Annotated in this window: 18 protein-coding genes and 1 pseudogene; 16 read left to right on the top strand and 3 right to left on the bottom strand. The window is 71.5% G+C overall.

Annotation, left to right across the window (positions count from 1 at the left end):
* Positions 1-157: 157 nt before the first annotated feature.
* The 12 genes and pseudogenes from LG943_RS22825 (at position 158) to LG943_RS22770 (ending at position 9,145) form a co-directional block, all read left to right on the top strand.
* Positions 158-610, top strand: a complete 453-nt coding sequence (locus LG943_RS22825) for a hypothetical protein (RefSeq protein WP_270074403.1) — start codon at positions 158-160, stop codon at positions 608-610.
* A gap of 69 nt (positions 611-679) precedes the next feature.
* Positions 680-898 carry an AtpZ/AtpI family protein gene (locus LG943_RS22820; RefSeq protein ID WP_270074402.1) on the top strand — a complete coding sequence of 73 codons (219 nt, stop codon included), beginning with the start codon at positions 680-682 and terminating at the stop codon, positions 896-898.
* Positions 899-1,104: 206 nt separating this feature from the next.
* Positions 1,105-1,947: a F0F1 ATP synthase subunit A gene (gene atpB / locus LG943_RS22815; protein ID WP_270074438.1), complete on the top strand. Its 843-nt coding sequence runs from the start codon at positions 1,105-1,107 to the stop codon at positions 1,945-1,947.
* Positions 1,948-2,058: 111 nt separating this feature from the next.
* Positions 2,059-2,271: an ATP synthase F0 subunit C gene (gene atpE / locus LG943_RS22810; protein WP_179767334.1), complete on the top strand. Its 213-nt coding sequence runs from the start codon at positions 2,059-2,061 to the stop codon at positions 2,269-2,271.
* A 21-nt stretch (positions 2,272-2,292) separates the two neighbouring features.
* The gene (gene atpF, locus LG943_RS22805) at positions 2,293-2,847 is read left to right on the top strand and encodes a F0F1 ATP synthase subunit B (RefSeq protein ID WP_270074401.1); all 555 of its coding nucleotides are present in this window, start codon (positions 2,293-2,295) and stop codon (positions 2,845-2,847) included.
* Entirely contained in the window at positions 2,847-3,656 is an 810-nt protein-coding gene (locus tag LG943_RS22800) for a F0F1 ATP synthase subunit delta (protein WP_270074400.1), read from the top strand. Before atpF ends, LG943_RS22800 begins: the two co-directional genes overlap by 1 nt.
* Before the next feature lie 77 nt (positions 3,657-3,733).
* A complete protein-coding gene (gene atpA, locus LG943_RS22795) occupies positions 3,734-5,377 on the top strand; it encodes a F0F1 ATP synthase subunit alpha (RefSeq protein ID WP_270074399.1) in 1,644 nt (547 codons plus the stop codon).
* A gap of 3 nt (positions 5,378-5,380) precedes the next feature.
* The gene (locus tag LG943_RS22790) at positions 5,381-6,301 is read left to right on the top strand and encodes a F0F1 ATP synthase subunit gamma (protein ID WP_270074398.1); all 921 of its coding nucleotides are present in this window, start codon (positions 5,381-5,383) and stop codon (positions 6,299-6,301) included.
* A 5-nt stretch (positions 6,302-6,306) separates the two neighbouring features.
* Positions 6,307-7,740: pseudogene (gene atpD / locus LG943_RS22785) on the top strand (F0F1 ATP synthase subunit beta); the annotation flags it as partial.
* 89 nt (positions 7,741-7,829) lie between these two features.
* Entirely contained in the window at positions 7,830-8,237 is a 408-nt protein-coding gene (locus tag LG943_RS22780) for a F0F1 ATP synthase subunit epsilon (RefSeq protein ID WP_270074397.1), read from the top strand.
* Positions 8,238-8,265: 28 nt separating this feature from the next.
* Entirely contained in the window at positions 8,266-8,751 is a 486-nt protein-coding gene (locus tag LG943_RS22775; protein ID WP_270074396.1) for a DUF2550 domain-containing protein, read from the top strand.
* Between the two features lie 91 nt (positions 8,752-8,842).
* Positions 8,843-9,145 carry an MTH1187 family thiamine-binding protein gene (locus tag LG943_RS22770; protein ID WP_270074395.1) on the top strand — a complete coding sequence of 101 codons (303 nt, stop codon included), beginning with the start codon at positions 8,843-8,845 and terminating at the stop codon, positions 9,143-9,145.
* An 89-nt stretch (positions 9,146-9,234) separates the two neighbouring features.
* Here LG943_RS22770 and LG943_RS22765 read toward each other — a convergent pair whose 3' ends face one another.
* From LG943_RS22765 to nucS, 3 genes are all read right to left on the bottom strand, one after another.
* Complete coding sequence (locus LG943_RS22765; RefSeq protein ID WP_270074394.1) at positions 9,235-9,843, bottom strand: cob(I)yrinic acid a,c-diamide adenosyltransferase; 609 nt, start codon at positions 9,841-9,843, stop codon at positions 9,235-9,237.
* 404 nt (positions 9,844-10,247) lie between these two features.
* The gene (locus LG943_RS22760) at positions 10,248-11,714 is read right to left on the bottom strand and encodes a M20/M25/M40 family metallo-hydrolase (RefSeq protein ID WP_270074393.1); all 1,467 of its coding nucleotides are present in this window, start codon (positions 11,712-11,714) and stop codon (positions 10,248-10,250) included.
* A gap of 445 nt (positions 11,715-12,159) precedes the next feature.
* Positions 12,160-12,837, bottom strand: coding sequence for an endonuclease NucS (gene nucS, locus LG943_RS22755; protein WP_270074392.1), 678 nt, complete (start codon positions 12,835-12,837; stop codon positions 12,160-12,162).
* Between the two features lie 289 nt (positions 12,838-13,126).
* Here nucS and LG943_RS22750 point away from each other — a divergent pair, with 289 nt between their 5' ends.
* The 4 genes from LG943_RS22750 to LG943_RS22735 all read left to right on the top strand — a co-directional run bounded on the left by LG943_RS22750 (position 13,127) and on the right by LG943_RS22735 (position 16,143).
* A complete protein-coding gene (locus tag LG943_RS22750) occupies positions 13,127-13,513 on the top strand; it encodes an SCO5389 family protein (RefSeq protein WP_270074391.1) in 387 nt (128 codons plus the stop codon).
* 151 nt (positions 13,514-13,664) lie between these two features.
* On the top strand, positions 13,665-14,855 hold the full coding sequence (locus tag LG943_RS22745) for a 3-hydroxyacyl-CoA dehydrogenase (RefSeq protein WP_270074390.1): 1,191 nt from the start codon (positions 13,665-13,667) through the stop codon (positions 14,853-14,855).
* 107 nt (positions 14,856-14,962) lie between these two features.
* Positions 14,963-15,289: an ATP/GTP-binding protein gene (locus LG943_RS22740; protein ID WP_270074389.1), complete on the top strand. Its 327-nt coding sequence runs from the start codon at positions 14,963-14,965 to the stop codon at positions 15,287-15,289.
* Positions 15,290-15,399: 110 nt separating this feature from the next.
* Positions 15,400-16,143 (top strand): alpha/beta hydrolase, encoded by a 744-nt coding sequence (locus LG943_RS22735; protein ID WP_270074388.1) that lies wholly within the window; start codon positions 15,400-15,402, stop codon positions 16,141-16,143.
* The last annotated feature ends 100 nt before the right edge of the window (positions 16,144-16,243 follow it).

Raw genomic sequence — 16,243 nt, 5'->3', positions numbered from 1 at the left:
TCGCCGCACACAGGCGCGCGGGAACGCGGGCGACCGGTGACCACGGCAGGGCAGGCGCGGGTAAGGTGGGCGTAAAGGCCACCCGCGTCCGGGTGCCCTAAACCTTGTGATAGCTTTCACGAGCAAGCACCCCAAGACAGCCACCGGAGCCTTATTCATGCAGGAACACGACGCCCGGATCCTCCGCGGCGCCGCGATTCCCACCGCCGCCGTGGGTGTGGTGGCCGCAGCGGCCGCCACCGTCTCGGCGGGCGTTCCGGGGCTCATCGGCGCCGCCATCGGCACGCTGCTGATCCTCGGGTTCTTCGCCGTGTCGGCCTTCGTGGTCTCCTGGGCCGGCCAGCGCCATCCCCACCTGCTGCTGCCGATCGCGTTCGTGGTCTACACGACCAAGATCGGCGTGCTGGCGGTCGCGCTGGTGCTGTTCGGCGGGACCACCGCGTTCCACCACCTCTCGTTCGCACTGACCTCGCTGGGCTGCGTCATCGCCTGGCTGACCGGTCAGGCGATCGTCAGCTCCCGGGTCCGCCAGCTCTACGTGGAGCCGGCGGGTGACGGCCCCGAGAACGCGGGGTCCCAGGCCGGTGCCGGAGTCGGGAACGACAGGTGAAACCGGTGGTTGCGCCCCTTCGGGGCGATGTGCGAGCACGTTTCACTTACTGCTATCTTCCGGAGCGAGATGAACGATCGTCCAGGAACCGGCGAGGCCCCGAAGTCGCCGGAAGCCGACGGGATGACGCTCTTCTCCTACCTGCTGGCAGGCCCGCTCGTCTTCGGCGGCGCGGGCTGGTTGGCGGACTGGCTGCTGGGGTTGTCGACGGTGTTCCTGCCGATCGGCGTGCTCCTCGGTATGGCGGGCGCGATCTATCTGATCGTGGTCCCCTACGTCCGCTCCTGAAAGTCCACTCCGGTACCCCCGCGGCCCAGGGTCCGCGGCGCGGTGCCGCCGTATACATCGAGGATTGAGTTGCGTCACGACGAATGGGTTCGCCGTGAGGGAGCCCTCCGCGGGAGCGTGGTGGTCGGCGCCGTCGCGCAGCCTGTCCGCACCGTCCGCGTAGCGAGCGAGGACCGGTGAACGTACACACCAACGGGAGTGCTGCCGTGCACAGTGCCGCCCAAGAAGAAGGCTGCCACATCTTCAACGACTTCGGATGTGGGTTCCAGGCCCCCACCACGGAGCTCTTCTTCCCCGCCCCCTGGGTGGAGTTCGGTCTTCCCGGCACCTCCGGAATCACCAAGTACCTGCTGGTCCTGATCGTGGCCACGCTGGTGTCCATGGCGTTCTGGTACTTCACCACCCGCAACCCCAAGGTGGTGCCCACTCGGGCGCAGAGCGTGGCCGAGCTGTTCGTGGCCTTCGTCCGCGACCAGATCACCCGCAACACCATGGGCAAGGCGGGCGACAAGTACATCCCGCTGATGGTGACCCTCTTCATCTTCATCTTCACGATGAACGTGATGGGTCTCATCCCCGGGCTGCAACTGCCCGTCACCAGCAACCTGGCGTTCCCCGCGGTGCTGGCCCTCTTCATCTACCTGCTGTGGAACGCGGTGGGCATCCGCCGCCACGGCGTGGGCGCCCACTTCAAGGCCCGCATGGTGCCCGCCGGAGTGCCGGGCTACCTGCTGCCGGTCGTGGTGCCGATCGAGGCGATCTCCAACTTCGTGATCCGGCCGTTCACCCACGCGGTCCGGCTCTTCGCGGTGATGTTCGCCGGCCACCTGCTGCTGGCGGTGTTCGCGGCGGCCGGGTTCTACATGTTCAACCCCATGAGCCCCATGGGCCCCGTGCTCGGCGGTGTGTCGGTGCTCTACTCCGGCATCGCGCTGTTCGGGTTCCTGGTGTTCACGGTGTTCGAGCTGTTCATCATGGCCGTCCAGGCCTACGTGTTCGTCCTGCTCGCCTCGGTCTACATCGGTGAGGCGATGGAGGGTGCGCACTAGCGGGTCCTCCCCTCGGGAGCCGCGTGCGCCGTCTCGACCCCTAGTCCGCAAGAAGCAACGTCAGACCGGCGGAACCCATACCCGTCGGCGTGTTCGAGTAAAGGGAAATCAATGGAAATCACCGGTAGCCTCGCGACCATCGGTTACGGCCTCGCCGCCATCGGCCCCGGTATCGGTGTCGGTCTGATCTTCGGCATGGGCGTGCAGGCCATCGCCCGCCAGCCCGAGGCCCGCGGCATGCTCCAGACCCAGATGATCTTCGGCTTCGCGGTCGTCGAGGCGCTCGCCATCCTCGGCTTCGTGCTCGCGCTGATCCAGCAGTAGTCCGCTTTTTCGAGCTAGGAGATGCCGGCCATGATTTTGGCGCAGGGGCACGAGGAGCCCAACATCCTGCGGATCCACTGGGATGAGTTCACCTTCGGCACGATCGCCTTCGTGCTCTTCGCCGTGGTGGTCTACCGCATGTGGCCGCGGCTGATGGCCGCTCTCGACGAGCGCGCCAACCAGATCGAGGGCGGCATCGAGCGCGCCCAGAAGGCCGAGGCGGAGGCGGAGGAGATCCGCCAGCAGTACCGCGAGAAGCTGGAAGAGGCGCACCGCGAGTACGCGCGGGAGCTGGAGAAGGCCAAGGAGCAGCGGGCGGCGATCATCGCCGAGGCGCGCGAGGAGGCCCAGGCCGAGGCGCAGCGGATCCTCGACGCCGCACACGCCCAGATCGAGGCCGACCGCCAGCACGCCTTCGCCCAGTTGCGCGGTGAGATCGGCGCCCTGTCGACCGACCTCGCCGCCCGCATCGTCGGCGAGACCCTCTCCGACACCGCCGCCCAGAACCGCGTCATCGACCGGTTCCTGGACGAGCTGGAGCGGAGCGGCACCGCCTCCCAGGCCGAGGTGCGCTGATGCGAGGTATCAGCCGCACCTCCCTGGAGTCGGTCACCGAGCGGCTGGGGTCCCTGCTGGCCTCGGCCGACACCGCCGCCCTGGGCCGCGAGCTGTTCGAGGTCGCGGCCCTGCTGGACCGCGAGCACACCCTCCGGCGGTGGCTGGCCGACCCGGCCAACCCCGCCGAGGGCAAGTCCGGCCTGGCGGGGAACCTCCTGGAGGCCAAGGTGTCGCCCTCCACCATCCTGGTGGTCGGCGACATCGTCCAGGCCCGCTGGTCCAACCCGCGCGACCTGGTCGCCGCGGTGGAGCGGGCGGCCGTCTTCGCGACGGTCGCCGGCGCCGAGAGCGAGCAGCGGCTGGGCGAGGTCGAGGACGAGCTGTTCCGGTTCGGCCGGATCCTCTCCGGTGAGCCCGAGCTGCGCGCGGCCCTGACCAACGACGCGGCCGACACCGGCGCCAAGGCGCGCCTGGTGGAGTCCCTGCTCGGCGGCAAGACCGACCCCGCCACATCGGCCCTGGTCACCGAGGTCGTGACCCGTCCCCGGGGACGTACCCTGGAGCAGGGCCTGGAGTACTACGGCCAGCTCGTGGCCGAGCGCGCGCAGCGGTACGTCGCCCTGGTGCGCACGGCCGTCGCGCTCAGCGAAGCCCAGCAGGACCGCCTGCGCACCACCCTCTCGCGGGCCTACGGCCGGCCGATCCACCTGAACATCGACGTCGATCCGAAGGTCCTGGGTGGCCTGTCCATCCGCGTGGGCGACGAGGTCATCGACGGCACGATCGCCGGGCGGCTGAGTGAGGTCCGACGCCGCCTGGCCGGCTGAGGCGACGATCCACCCCCAAGCACAACGCACCGGCGCCGGGCAACGCGGCGCCATTCGAGAGCAAGGACATACGTGAGATGGCGGAGCTGACGATCCGGCCGGAGGAGATCCGGAACGCGCTACAGCGCTTCGTCCAGTCGTACGAGCCCGACGCCGCCGCACGCGAGGAGATCGGAACCGTCACCTACTCCGGTGACGGAATCGCGCGCGTCGGTGGCCTTCCCTCGGCGATGGCGAACGAGCTGCTGCAATTCGAAGACGGCACCCTGGGCCTGGCCCAGAACCTGGAGATCGGCGAGATCGGCGCCATCGTCCTGGGCGACTTCACCCACATCGAGGAGGGCCAGGCGGTGCGCCGCACCGGCCAGGTCCTCTCGGTTCCGGTGGGCGACAACTACCTCGGCCGGGTCGTGGACCCGCTGGGCAACCCGATCGACGGCCAGGGCGAGATCGCGACCACCGAGCGCCGCGACCTCGAACTCCAGGCCCCCTCGGTCATGAAGCGGCAGCCGGTGGGCGAGCCGATGCAGACCGGTCTCAAGGCCATCGACGCCCTGACCCCGATCGGGCGCGGCCAGCGCCAGTTGATCATCGGCGACCGCCAGACCGGCAAGACCGCCATCGGCATCGACACGATCATCAACCAGAAGGCCAACTGGGAGTCGGGCGACCCCAAGAAGCAGGTCCGCTGCATCTACGTCGCCGTCGGCCAGAAGGGCTCCACCATCGCCGGCGTGCGCCGCGCGCTGGAGGAGTCCGGCGCGATGGAGTACACCACCATCGTCGCCGCCCCGGCCTCCGACCCCGCCGGCTTCAAGTACCTGGCGCCCTACACCGGTTCGGCCATCGGCCAGCACTGGATGTACGACGGCAAGCACGTGCTGATCGTCTTCGACGACCTCACCAAGCAGGCCGAGGCCTACCGCGCGGTGTCGCTGCTGCTGCGCCGCCCGCCGGGCCGCGAAGCCTACCCCGGTGACGTGTTCTACCTGCACTCCCGGCTGCTGGAGCGCTGCGCCAAGCTCTCCGACGACATGGGCGCGGGCTCGATGACCGGTCTGCCGATCATCGAGACCAAGGCCAACGACGTGTCGGCCTACATCCCGACCAACGTCATCTCCATCACCGACGGCCAGGTCTTCCTGGAGACCGACCTGTTCAACCAGGGCCAGCGCCCGGCGATCAACGTCGGTGTGTCGGTGTCGCGTGTGGGCGGCGCCGCCCAGACCAAGGCCATCCGCAAGGTCACCGGTTCGCTGCGGCTGGGCCTGGCCCAGTACCGCGAACTCCAGGCGTTCGCCGCGTTCGGCTCCGACCTCGACGCGGTCTCCAAGGCGCAACTGGAGCGCGGCGAGCGGCTGATGGAGCTGCTCAAGCAGGGCCAGTACGCCCCGTTCTCCATGGAGAAGGAGGTCGTCTCGATCTGGGCGGGCACCACCGGCCAGCTCGACGACGTCCCCGTGGAGGACGTGCGCCGCTTCGAGGAGGACTTCCTGGACTTCCTCGCCCGCGAGCACGGCAAGGTCCTCGACAACATCCGCGAGAGCGAGAAGTTCGAGGAGGAGACCGAGGCCGCGCTCAAGGAGGCCGTCGCGGAGTTCAAGGCCACCTTCCAGACCTCGGCCGGCACCGTGCTGGGCACCGAGGAGGAGGCCGAGGCGCTTGAGGAGAGCCAGGTCGGCCAGGAGACCATCAAGGTCGCCAAGAGTTCCGGGAAGTAGCCCATGGGAGCACAGCTTCGCGTCTACCGCCGGCGGATCCGCTCGACCAAGTCGATGGCGAAGATCACCCGCGCGATGGAACTGATCGCCACCACCCGCATCACCAAGGCGCAGCGGGCGGTCGAGGCGGCGGGCCCGTACGCGCGGGAGATCACCAGGGCGGTGTCGGCACTGGCGCAGCGCGTCACCGACCACCCGCTGCTGACCGAGTCGGAGAACCCGACCCGGGCGGCCGTCCTGGTCATCACCAGCGACAAGGGGCTCGCCGGCGCGTACACGGCCAACGCGATCAAGGAGTCCGAGCGCCTGGGCGCGCTGCTGCGCGACCAGGGCAAGGACGTCGTCCAGTACGTGGTGGGCCGCAAGGGCATCGCGTTCAACCAGTTCCGGCAGCGGCCCATGGAGCGGACGTGGGAGGGCATCACCGAGCGCCCCTCCTACGCCGACGCCAAGGAGATCGCCTCGGAGCTGATGGACCGCTTCACCAAGGACAGCGCCACCGAGGACGGCGTCGACGAGATCCACATCGTCTCCACCGAGTTCATCTCGATGCTCACCCAGAAGGCGGCCTCCCACCGGGCGCTGCCGCTGGAGGTGGAGGAGGTCGACGCCGAGGTGCTGGAGGCCGAGCAGGGCGGTCCGCTGCCCCTGTACGACTTCGAGCCCTCCGCCGAGGAGGCGCTGAACCAGCTCCTGCCCCAGTACGTCACCAACCGGATCTATTTCGCGCTCCTGGAGTCGGCCGCATCGCAGCAGGCGTCGCGCCGCAACGCCATGAAGGCGGCGACCGACAACGCCGAGGAGCTTGCCAAGACCCTGACCCGCCAGGCCAACCAGGCCCGCCAGGCGGAGATCACCAACGAGATTAGCGAGATCGTCGGCGGCGCTGACGCGCTCGCCGCTGCCCGCGCGGGAAGTGAGTAAGAGAAGTGACTGCGACTGTTGAAGGGACGGCCACGCCTGGCACGGCCACCGGGCGGATCGCCCGGGTCACCGGCCCGGTCGTCGACGTGGAGTTCCCCGCCGACGCCCTCCCGCCCATCTACAACGCCCTCCACACCGATGTCACCCTCGGGGGCGAGACCAAGACGCTGACCCTGGAGGTCGCCCAGCACCTCGGCGACAACCTGGTCCGCACCATCAGCCTCGCCCCGCAGGACGGCATGGTCCGCGGCGCCGAGGTCCGCGACACCGGCGAGCCGATCAGCGTCCCCGTGGGCGACGGCGTCAAGGGCCACGTGTTCAACACGCTGGGCGAGCCCCTGGACGTCCCCGCCTCGGAGCTGAAGGTCACCGAGCGCTGGCCGATCCACCGCAAGGCCCCGGCCTTCGACCAGTTGGAGTCGAAGACCGAGATGATGGTGACCGGCATCAAGGTCATCGACCTGCTGACGCCTTATGTGCGCGGCGGCAAGATCGGCCTGTTCGGCGGCGCCGGTGTGGGCAAGACCGTGCTCATCCAGGAGATGATCACGCGTATCGCCCGCAACTTCGGCGGTGTGTCGGTGTTCGCCGGTGTGGGCGAGCGCACCCGTGAGGGCACCGACCTGTTCCTGGAGATGGACGAGATGGAGGTCCTCCAGGACACCGCCCTCGTCTTCGGCCAGATGGACGAGCCGCCGGGCACCCGGCTGCGCGTGGCGCTGTCCGCGCTGACCATGGCGGAGTACTTCCGCGATGTGCAGAACCAGGACGTGCTGCTGTTCATCGACAACATCTTCCGGTTCACCCAGGCCGGGTCGGAGGTCTCGACCCTGCTGGGCCGCATGCCCTCCGCGGTGGGCTACCAGCCCAACCTCGCCGACGAGATGGGCATCCTCCAGGAGCGGATCACCTCGACCCGCGGCAACTCGATCACCTCGATGCAGGCGATCTACGTGCCCGCGGACGACTACACCGACCCCGCTCCGGCGACCACCTTCGCCCACCTGGACGCCACCACCGAGCTGTCGCGCCCGATCTCGCAGAAGGGCATCTACCCGGCGGTGGACCCGCTGGCGTCGACCTCGCGCATCCTCGACCCGCAGTACGTGGGCCAGGAGCACTACGACGTCGCCCAGCGCGTGATCGGCATCCTCCAGCGCAACAACGACCTCCAGGACCAGATCGCGATCCTGGGTATCGACGAGCTGTCCGAAGAGGACAAGATCATCGTCGAGCGGGCGCGGCGCCTGGAGCGGTTCCTCTCGCAGAACATGTTCGTCGCCGAGAAGTTCACCGGCAACCCGGGCGTGTTCGTTCCGCTGGAGGAGACCATCGCCTCGTTCAAGGCGGTCTGCGACGGCGAGTACGACCACCTGCCCGAGCAGGCGTTCCTGGACGTCGGCAACATCGAGATGGCCGTCGAGAAGGCGAAGACGCTGCATGGCTATGGCGCTTCGCGGGGCGCGGCCGGCCGCACCGGCCGGCCGCGTCCGCGTGAAACCGCCCACGAGCAGAGGAGTTTGTGGCAGTGTCGAAGAAGCTTTTCGTCGAGATCGTCTCGCCCGAGCGCGAGCTGTGGGCCGGCGAGGGCGGCATGGTCATCGCCAAGACCACCGAAGGCGAGGTCGGCGTGATGCCCGGGCACACCCCGGTGCTGGCGCTGCTCGCGCCGGGCGCGGTGGTGCGGGTGCTGGGCGGCCGCGAGAACGGCGAGGTCCGGGCGGCGGTGCACGGCGGGTTCATGGTCGTGTCCCAGGACAACCGGGTCTCGATCCTGGCCGAGGTCGCCGAGCTGGCCGAGGACATCGACGTCGAGCGCGCCAAGGCGGCGCTGCGCGACGTGGAGTCGGGCGGCCTGTCCCCCGAGGACGTGGACACCCTGGCGCGCGCCGCGCGGGCGCGCAGCCGCCTCCAGGCCGTCGGCGAGACCGTCTGAGCGGCGGGCCGAGCAAGGAGAGGCGTCAGTGCAGGAGCGGATACTCGGGCAGGCGTGGTTCCTCGTCGCCGAATGGGTCTTCATCGCGCTCCTGGTGCTGACGCTGCTGGGCCTGCTGGCCGTCACCGGGCGGCGGTTCGTCCTGGAGCGGGGCGGCGGCGGGGTCGAGTGCTACCTGCGTGTGGGGGCGGGACCCCGCCCGACCCCCTGGCGCATGGGGTTCGGGCGCTACGGCAGCCAGGAGCTGCGCTGGTACCGGATCTTCTCCCTGTGGCCGCGGCCGACAGTCGAACTGTCGCGCCGCGGCCTCGTCGTTATGGCCCGCCGCACCCCCACCCCGGCCGACCTGACCGAGCTGACCATGGACCTGGTGGTCGTGGCGGTCGGCTGGCAGGCCGCCGACGGCTCCGACCCCACCGAGCCGGTCTATGAGCTGGCGATGACCGAGGGCGCGCTCACCGGGTTCCTGTCGTGGCTGGAGTCGATGCCGCCGGGGACCATCTGGCAGTCCTAGCGCCCCGCCGCTCGCCGCCCCCCGCCGCACCGGGCCGCCCCGCCGGGCATCCGTACGCGACAGCGCGGCGGCCGCGGCCTAGGCTGGCTCCATGATCGTGGCATTCTCAGTGAGTCCGATGGGTACCGGCGACTCGGTCGCCCCGGCGGTGGCGCGCGCCGTGCGCGTGGTGCGCGAGAGCGGCCTGCCCAACCGCACCGACGCGATGTTCACCAGCGTCGAGGGCGAGTGGGACGAGGTCATGGACGTCGTCAAGCGGGCGGTGGCCGCCGCCGGCGAGGGCTCCTCGCGGGTCAGCCTGGTGCTCAAGGCCGACATCCGCGAAGGGGTCACCGACGGCCTGACCAGCAAGGTCGAGGCGGTCGAGCGCGAACTCGCCGAGGGCGCGGGCTAGCCCCGGCCGCGCGGTCGGCGCCACCGGCACCGACCGCGCCGGTCCGCCGGGCGGGTCCGGCCGCGCGCCGCCGCCCGGCGGGGGAGTGCTCAGCGCTCGCCGCCCGGCTTCCACAGCACCTCGGTCCCGGCCGGGGCCAGCACCCGGCACAGGACGAACAGCAGGTCGGAGAGCCGGTTGAGGTAGCGGGCGGTCAGCGGGTTGACCGTGTCGCCGTGCTCCTCGACCGCCGCCCAGGCGGCCCGTTCGGCGCGGCGGGTGACCACCCGGGCGGTGTGCATGAGGGCCACCGCCGGCGTGCCGCCGGGCAGCAGGAAGCTGCGCAGGGTCGGCAGGTCGGCGTTGTAGCGGTCGCAGTCGGCCTCCAGGCGCTCGATGTAGGCCGCCTCCACCCGCAGCGGCGGGTACTCCGCCGCCTCCTCGGCCGGCGCCACGGGCCGCGACAGGTCGGCCCCGAGGTCGAACAGTTCGTTCTGCACGCGGCCCAGGACCGCGCGGACGTGGTCGGGGATGTCGCGGCCCAGAGCGAGCGCGGTGCCGATGGCGGCGTTGGCCTCCTCGACGTCGGCGTAGGCGGCCAGGCGGGTGTCGGTCTTGCGGGTGCGGCTCATGTCGCCCAGGGCGGTGGTGCCGTCGTCGCCGACGCGGGTGTAGATCCTGGAGAGCACGACGGGGGTGTCGGAGTCCCGGTTGGTCATGCCGCCCACTCTAGGCCGGGGGCGGCGGGGCGCGCCCCGCGCGGATAACCGTTCGGCATCGAAGGGTGTGGCCCTGACGCGGTGCTGATACCTTATGGAGTGGGTGAACTACTCAGAGTAGTTGCCTTGACGCCGGGGCGCGCGGTGCTGTTCGGGTGTGGACAGCGGGGGCCATTCGACCGACCAGCGCGCGCCGGCGCGAGCGGCGCGCCGCGACCGCTGGGGTGGATGGCCGGGGTCGGGGGGCCGGGCCATCCACCCTGGTCGGGGGGAGCTTTCGCGGCGCGCGGCACCCCGGCCGGTCGCCTCGGTTGCCGCACGGTATCCGGGGGGCCGGTCACACGGAGCGCCCGTGGACGAGGAGCGCATCGCCTCGTCCACGGGCGCCGTCTGCGGTAGGACGGTTACCGCAGCCAGAGGTCGCCCTTGCGGGCCGGGTCGAACTCCTGGTCCTGGTAGGTGCGGGCCACCCCGTTGACCGGCAGGGTGCTGTGGGCGTAGGTCTCCACGGCGTAGGCCACGCCGTCGGAGAGCTGGTCCACGGCCTCCATGTTGACGTTGTCGAGGTCGTCCTGGGCGGTGTGGTAGTTGGGGTCGAAGTCCACCCCGGCCGTGCCGCCGTAGTACTCCACCTGCTGCTCGGTCTTGGTGCCGTCGCCGCCGCTGAACAGGCCGCCCGAGGGGATCCCCGCCTCCATGAAGGCGCTGTAGTCGGAGCGGCCGTTGAACGGCGTCGGCTCGGTGACCAGGCCGCGCTCGCTGAAGTAGTCCTCGAACGTCTTCTGGATGGCGCCCGAGCCCGAGGGCGGCGGCAGGGAGTCGTCCAGTTCGCCGCGGCCGTCGTAGACGAACCGGCCGTAGTTGGGCGAGCCCAGCATGTCGAAGTTCAGGTAGAGCGCGATCCGCTCGCGCTGGCGCTCGGTGAGGCCCTCGACGTAGCGGGTGGAGCCGATCAGGCCCTCCTCCTCGGTGCCCCAGAACGCGAACCGCACGCGGTTGGCCGGGTCGTCCAGCTTGGCGAACTGCTGGGCGGTCTCCAGGACGGTGGCCACGCCGCTGCCGTTGTCGTTCATGCCCGCGCCCTCGGGGACGCTGTCGAGGTGGGCGCCGACCATGACCACGTTGTCGGCGCGGCCCTGGCGGCTGTCGGCGACGATGTTGTAGGAGGACTCCTGGCGCACCTGGGAGTCCACGGCCAGGTGCAGCTCCAGGCCCTCGCCGGCCGCCAGCAGCGCCTCGCCGGCGGCGGCCGTGGCGCCCACGACCGGGATGGTGGAGGTCTCGCCGACGGTGCCGTTGATCGGGCCCTCGACGTTGTTGATGACCACGGCGCCGGCCGCGCCGGCGTCGGCGGCGTTCTGCGCCTTCTGCTGGAAGGTGCAGGTGCCGCGCATGATGAGCGCGATGGCGCCCTGGGGGAAGTCGGCGAAGTCGGCGGGGGCGCAGCCGCTCTCGGCGCTGCCGGTGTTGACCGCCACGCCCGGCGCGGTGACGTCGCCGGCCCCGGAGTAGTTCATGGTCGCGAACTCGTCGGGGTAGGCGAACTCGCGCGGCTCGGGCGCGGTCTGGGCCAGGACGGGGTCGGAGTTCTCCACCCACAGCTCGTAGTCGTAGTCGACGCGGCGCGGCTTGTACCCGGCGCGCTTGAGCTGGTCGACCACGTAGTCGGCGGCGACGTCGTAGCCGGGGGTGCTGGTGGCCCGGTTGCCGCCGTTGTACTCGGCGATCGTGGAGAGGTTCTCCAGGTGCTCGCGGATGCCGCCGGGGGTGACCAGGGTCGGCAGCACGGCGTCGTCGGCGTGGGCCGTGCCGGGCGCCAGGCCGAGGCCGAAGGCGAGGACGACGGCGGATCCGGCGCCGATCAGGCGCACGGCACCGCCGCGGCCCGGTCCGCCGGAGGCGCGCCCGGGCTCGGCGGGGCGCCGGCCGCGGCGGAGCGGCCGGGGGGATGGTCCAGGTTCACGGGTGGGCACTTGAGTCCTCCTGTGGGCGCGCCCGTCTACCCGGGGTGACCGGGCGGGCGCAACTGGTGCGAGGTATCGCGAGCCTGTCACCGGGGTCGCGCGACAGCAAGACGATACGCGCATACTTGCCACATTCAGCCACACACCTTCCGTGATGTCGGAGTTGTGTGGTGTGATGAACGGTTCCCGGATCGGGGTGGCGGACGCGCGAGGACTCCGGGGCGCCTGGGCCGGACCGGCGGGCTCGACGGGCTGGTCAGAGCCGGTCAGCGGTGGGCGGGTCCGGGCAGGGCGGAGCGGCCCGGTGGACCGGCTGCGGCCGGGGTGGCGGGCTGTGCCAAGAGGCCCGGGGCTAGAACAGGCGCGGGGTGTCGGGCTCGATGCCGCGCAGGGCGTCGTAGTCGAGGGTGACGCAGCCGATCCCGCGGTCGGTGGCCAGCACGCGCGCCTGCGGCTTGATCTCCTGGGCCGCGAAGATGCCGCGCACCGGGGTGAGCGCGGGGTCGCGGTTGAGGAGTTCCAGGTAGCGGGTGAGCTGCTCCACGCCGTCGATGTCGCCGCGCCGCTTCAGCTCCACGGCCACGGTGGCGCCCGAGCCGTCGCGGCAGAGGATGTCGACCGGGCCGATGGCGGTGGGGTACTCCCGCCGGATCAGGGTGTAGCCCTCGCCCAGGGTGGTGATGTGCTCGGCCAGCAGCTCCTGGAGGTGGGCCTCCACGCCGTCCTTCTGGAGGCCGGGGTCCACGCCCAGCTCGTGGGAGCTGTCGTGGCTGACCTCCTCGATGCGCAGCACCAGCTTCTCGCCGGACTTGCCGTGGGTGACGGTCCAAATCTGGGTGCCGTCGTCGTCGGCGGACTCGCGCACCGTGCACGGGGGGTTCATCCAGTTCAGCGGCTTGAAGGCGCGGTCGTCGGCGTGCACCGAGACCGAGCCGTCGGCCTTGAAGAGGATCAGCCGGGGGGCCATGGGCAGGTGGGCGGTGAGGCGGCCGACGTAGTCGACGCTGCACCGGGCGATCACGAGTCTCACGCTGCACGATCCTAGCCGCGCCGGGGGACCGCGCGGGGGGCGTTGGCCGCAGGGGTGTGGTGCGCCTCACGCCTTGTGTGGCGGGCGTTCCAGCGGTTCCGGTGGCGCCGGATGAAAACGATAACTATTTTCATATGGCGTCGAGGCTAGTCAGGTATGGCCTTGACGTCCCGTGACGTCTCTGCGTGCGGGGGCTAACGTCGCAGGAAGGTGCGCGGATCCGATCGGTTTGCGCCGGTCAGGGAGGGGTCCGCGCGGCGGTCTGCCACAGACAAGATAGGGACATCCAATGTCGCTTACGGTTTCACCGGAACTCCTGAGCAAGGCGAGGCGCGGCCCGGTCGGCGACGCCGACTTCATCGCCTGCATCCAGGAGTCACTGCCGTACGCCTGGAGTTTGGTCAGCGGTCTGGCCGAGCGCGCCGCGACCGCCGAGGCCGGCTACGAGGCCAACGAGGTTCCGCCGCCCGGCGAGGCCGAGCGCGGCCAGCTCCTGCGCCTGCTGGCGAGCGACGCCATGCGCGGCGCCGTCGAGCGCCACTTCGGCATGCGCCTGGCCTTCCAGAACTGCCACCGGGTGGCCCTGTTCCGGCCCGAGGCCGACTCCGCCTACACCGACTTCGTCACCCCCAGAGCCCAGGTGCTCAACCAGACCCCCGAACTCGTCGACTGCTGACAGCCGGCCGCGGCGCCCGCGCGCCGCGGCCGCCACAGGTGCGGGGGCCGGCACCGCCGGCCCCCGCCGCCGTCTCCGCCCCCGCACCCCGGCCCGCCCACGGCGCCCCTGCCGCCCGCGCCCCGGGCTACCAGCGCGTAAAGTGAACCCCATGCAGGAATTCGACAAGGTCGGTGTGGTCGGGCTGGGCACCATGGGCGCCGGTATCGCCGAGGTGTTCGCCCGCGCCGGGTTCCACGTGACAGGGGTCGAGATCGACGGCGCGGCGCTGGAGCGCGGCCGCGCCCACGTCGAGCGCTCGCTGGCCAAGGCCGTCGCCAAGGGCAAGCTCACCGCCGAGGAGGAGCGCACCATCCTCGGCCGCATCGCCTTCAGCACCGACCGCGCGGACCTGGCCGACGCCGACTTCGCGGTGGAGGCCGTGCCCGAGCGCATGGACCTCAAGCGCGACGTGTTCGCCGACCTCGACCGCATCTGCCCGCCGGGCACCATCCTGGCCACCAACACCTCCTCGCTGTCGGTCACCGAGATCGCCGCGCTGACCGGGCGCCCCGACAAGGTCGTGGGCCTGCACTTCTTCAACCCCGCGCCGGTGATGAAGCTGACCGAGGTGGTCGGCACCGTCTCCACCGCCCCCGCCACCGTCGAGATCACCGCCGAGGTCGCCAAGCGCATCGGCAAGACCCCCGTGGTGGTCGGCGACCGCGCCGGGTTCGTCGCCAACGCGCTGCTGGTGCCCTACATCAACGACGCGATCAGCGTCTACGAGCGCCGCCTGGCCTCGCGCGAGGAGATCGACACCGCCATCACCAAGGACGCCGGCCTGCCCATGGGGCCGCTGACCCTGGCCGACCTGGTCGGCCTGGACGTCTGCCTGGCGGTCATGGACGTGCTGTGGGCGGAGTTCCGCTCGCCCCGGTTCGTCGCGGCGCCCCTGCTGCGGCGCATGGTCGCCGCCGGCCGGCTGGGCCGCAAGACCGGGCGCGGGTTCTACGACCACAACGCCGCCGACAACCCCGCCGAGGAACCTCCCACCGGCGTCCTCGCCGAGCGGGTGCGCTCGGGCGCCCACGGGTTCGACCTCGCCGGCCTGCTGCTGGCCCCCCACATCGACGACGCCCTGCGGATGGTCGGCGACGGCTACGCCACCGCCCAGGACGTCGACACCGCCATGCGGTTCGGCTGCGGCTACCCCAAGGGGCCGATCGAACTGCTGGACGAGCGCGGGGTCGGCTGGGTCACCGGTGTGCTGGGCGGCATGGCCAACGCCCACCTGGCGTCGATCCAGTGGGCGCCGCTGCTGGCCGACCTCATGCGCGAGGGCCGCGACACCCTGCGCTGACCCGCCGTCGGCCCGGCCTCCGGCCCCGCCGCGGCGGCGCGCGGTGACGTCGCGCCGCCGGGCGGGCCGTTGCCCGGCGCCGCCGGGGGCGCCCCTACCCTGGAGGGGTGAGTCCGCGCCGCAACACCTCCCGCCGCGGCGCCCTCCGCAAGGGGGGCGGCCGCCCGTCCGGTGACGACGACGCCCTGTTCCTGCGCGTCACGGGCGGCCAGGCCCGCGAGTCCGGCCCCGACGGCGAGTGGGTCATCCGCCGCATCACCGGCGCGGCCGCCGCCAAGTCCTACCGCTGCCCCGGCTGCCACCAGGAGATCCCCCCGGGCATGCCGCACGTCGTGGCCTGGCGGCCCTTCGGCGACGGTGAGGACCGCCGCCACTGGCACTCCTCGTGCTGGGAGCGGCGCACCCACCGGGGCGTGCGCCACCCCCGGCGCTGACCGCGCCGGCCACCGACGCGCGGGCCGCCGGCCCCGCCGCCGCGCCCGCGCCGCCCTCCGCCGCCCGCCCCGCTCTTGTTGGCCCGCACCTCCACCCGAACCGAGGAGCCATGCAGATCCGCGCCACCACGGTGCTGCCCGCCGAGCGCCGCCCCGTCACCCTGCACACCGCCGACGACCTGCGCCTGGTGGGCGAACTCGCCCTGCCGCAGGACCGCGATCCGGTCGCCACGCTGGTGTGCCTGCACCCGCTGCCCACGGCCGAGGGGATGATGGACAGCCATGTGCTGCGCAAGGCGGCGTTCCGGCTGCCCGCGCTGGCCGACGTGGCGGTGCTGCGCTTCAACACCCGGGGCACGTCCTCGCGCCAGGGCACCAGCGAGGGCGAGTTCGGCGAGGGCGAGACCGAGCGCCTCGACGTGGCGGCCGCCATCGAGTTCGCCGAGTTCGAGGGGCTGCCCGCGCCGTGGCTGCTGGGCTGGTCCTTCGGCACCGAGTTGGCGCTGAAGTGGGGGTGCGACCCCGAGGTCGCGGGCGCGATCCTGCTGTCGCCGCCGCTGCACCGCGCCACCGACGCCGACCTGGACACCTGGGCGGAGTCGGGCAAGCCCCTGGTGGCGCTGGTGCCGGAGTTCGACGACTACCTGCGCCCCGACGAGGCCCGGCGGCGCTTCGCGCGCGTGCCCCAGGCCGAGGTCATCGGAGTGGAGGGCGCCAAGCACCTGTGGGTGGGCGAGCCCTACGTGCGCCGGGTGCTCAACGAGGTGGTCGAGCGCGTGGCGCCCAAGGCCGCCCCGCTGCCCCAGGAGTGGGACGGCCCCTACGAGCGCGACACCTTCAGCACCGCCACCTGATCCGGGGCGGCGGGGCGCTCCCTGCGGGGGGCACCTCGCAAGCACACGAAGCACACCGAGCACACACCAACGGCGGCGGCCCCGCCCCCGGGCGAACCGG

It is taken from the genome of Streptomonospora mangrovi, from assembly GCF_027604915.1.
Classification (GTDB): domain Bacteria; phylum Actinomycetota; class Actinomycetes; order Streptosporangiales; family Streptosporangiaceae; genus Streptomonospora; species Streptomonospora mangrovi.
The sequence above is the reverse complement of the archived record's forward strand: the minus strand, read 5'-3'. Positions and strand labels throughout refer to the sequence as shown.

Bases quoted from the DNA above. Each gene is read 5' to 3' on its own strand.
- LG943_RS22825 (WP_270074403.1), top strand. From the start codon at position 158: ATGCAGGAACACGACGCCCGGATCCTCCGCGGCGCCGCGATTCCCACC.
- LG943_RS22820 (WP_270074402.1), top strand. From the start codon at position 680: ATGAACGATCGTCCAGGAACCGGCGAGGCCCCGAAGTCGCCGGAAGCC.
- atpE (WP_179767334.1), top strand. From the start codon at position 2,059: ATGGAAATCACCGGTAGCCTCGCGACCATCGGTTACGGCCTCGCCGCC.
- atpF (WP_270074401.1), top strand. From the start codon at position 2,293: ATGCCGGCCATGATTTTGGCGCAGGGGCACGAGGAGCCCAACATCCTG.
- LG943_RS22800 (WP_270074400.1), top strand. From the start codon at position 2,847: ATGCGAGGTATCAGCCGCACCTCCCTGGAGTCGGTCACCGAGCGGCTG.
- atpA (WP_270074399.1), top strand. From the start codon at position 3,734: ATGGCGGAGCTGACGATCCGGCCGGAGGAGATCCGGAACGCGCTACAG.
- LG943_RS22790 (WP_270074398.1), top strand. From the start codon at position 5,381: ATGGGAGCACAGCTTCGCGTCTACCGCCGGCGGATCCGCTCGACCAAG.
- LG943_RS22770 (WP_270074395.1), top strand. From the start codon at position 8,843: ATGATCGTGGCATTCTCAGTGAGTCCGATGGGTACCGGCGACTCGGTC.
- LG943_RS22765 (WP_270074394.1), bottom strand. From the start codon at position 9,843: ATGACCAACCGGGACTCCGACACCCCCGTCGTGCTCTCCAGGATCTAC.
- LG943_RS22750 (WP_270074391.1), top strand. From the start codon at position 13,127: ATGTCGCTTACGGTTTCACCGGAACTCCTGAGCAAGGCGAGGCGCGGC.
- LG943_RS22745 (WP_270074390.1), top strand. From the start codon at position 13,665: ATGCAGGAATTCGACAAGGTCGGTGTGGTCGGGCTGGGCACCATGGGC.
- LG943_RS22735 (WP_270074388.1), top strand. From the start codon at position 15,400: ATGCAGATCCGCGCCACCACGGTGCTGCCCGCCGAGCGCCGCCCCGTC.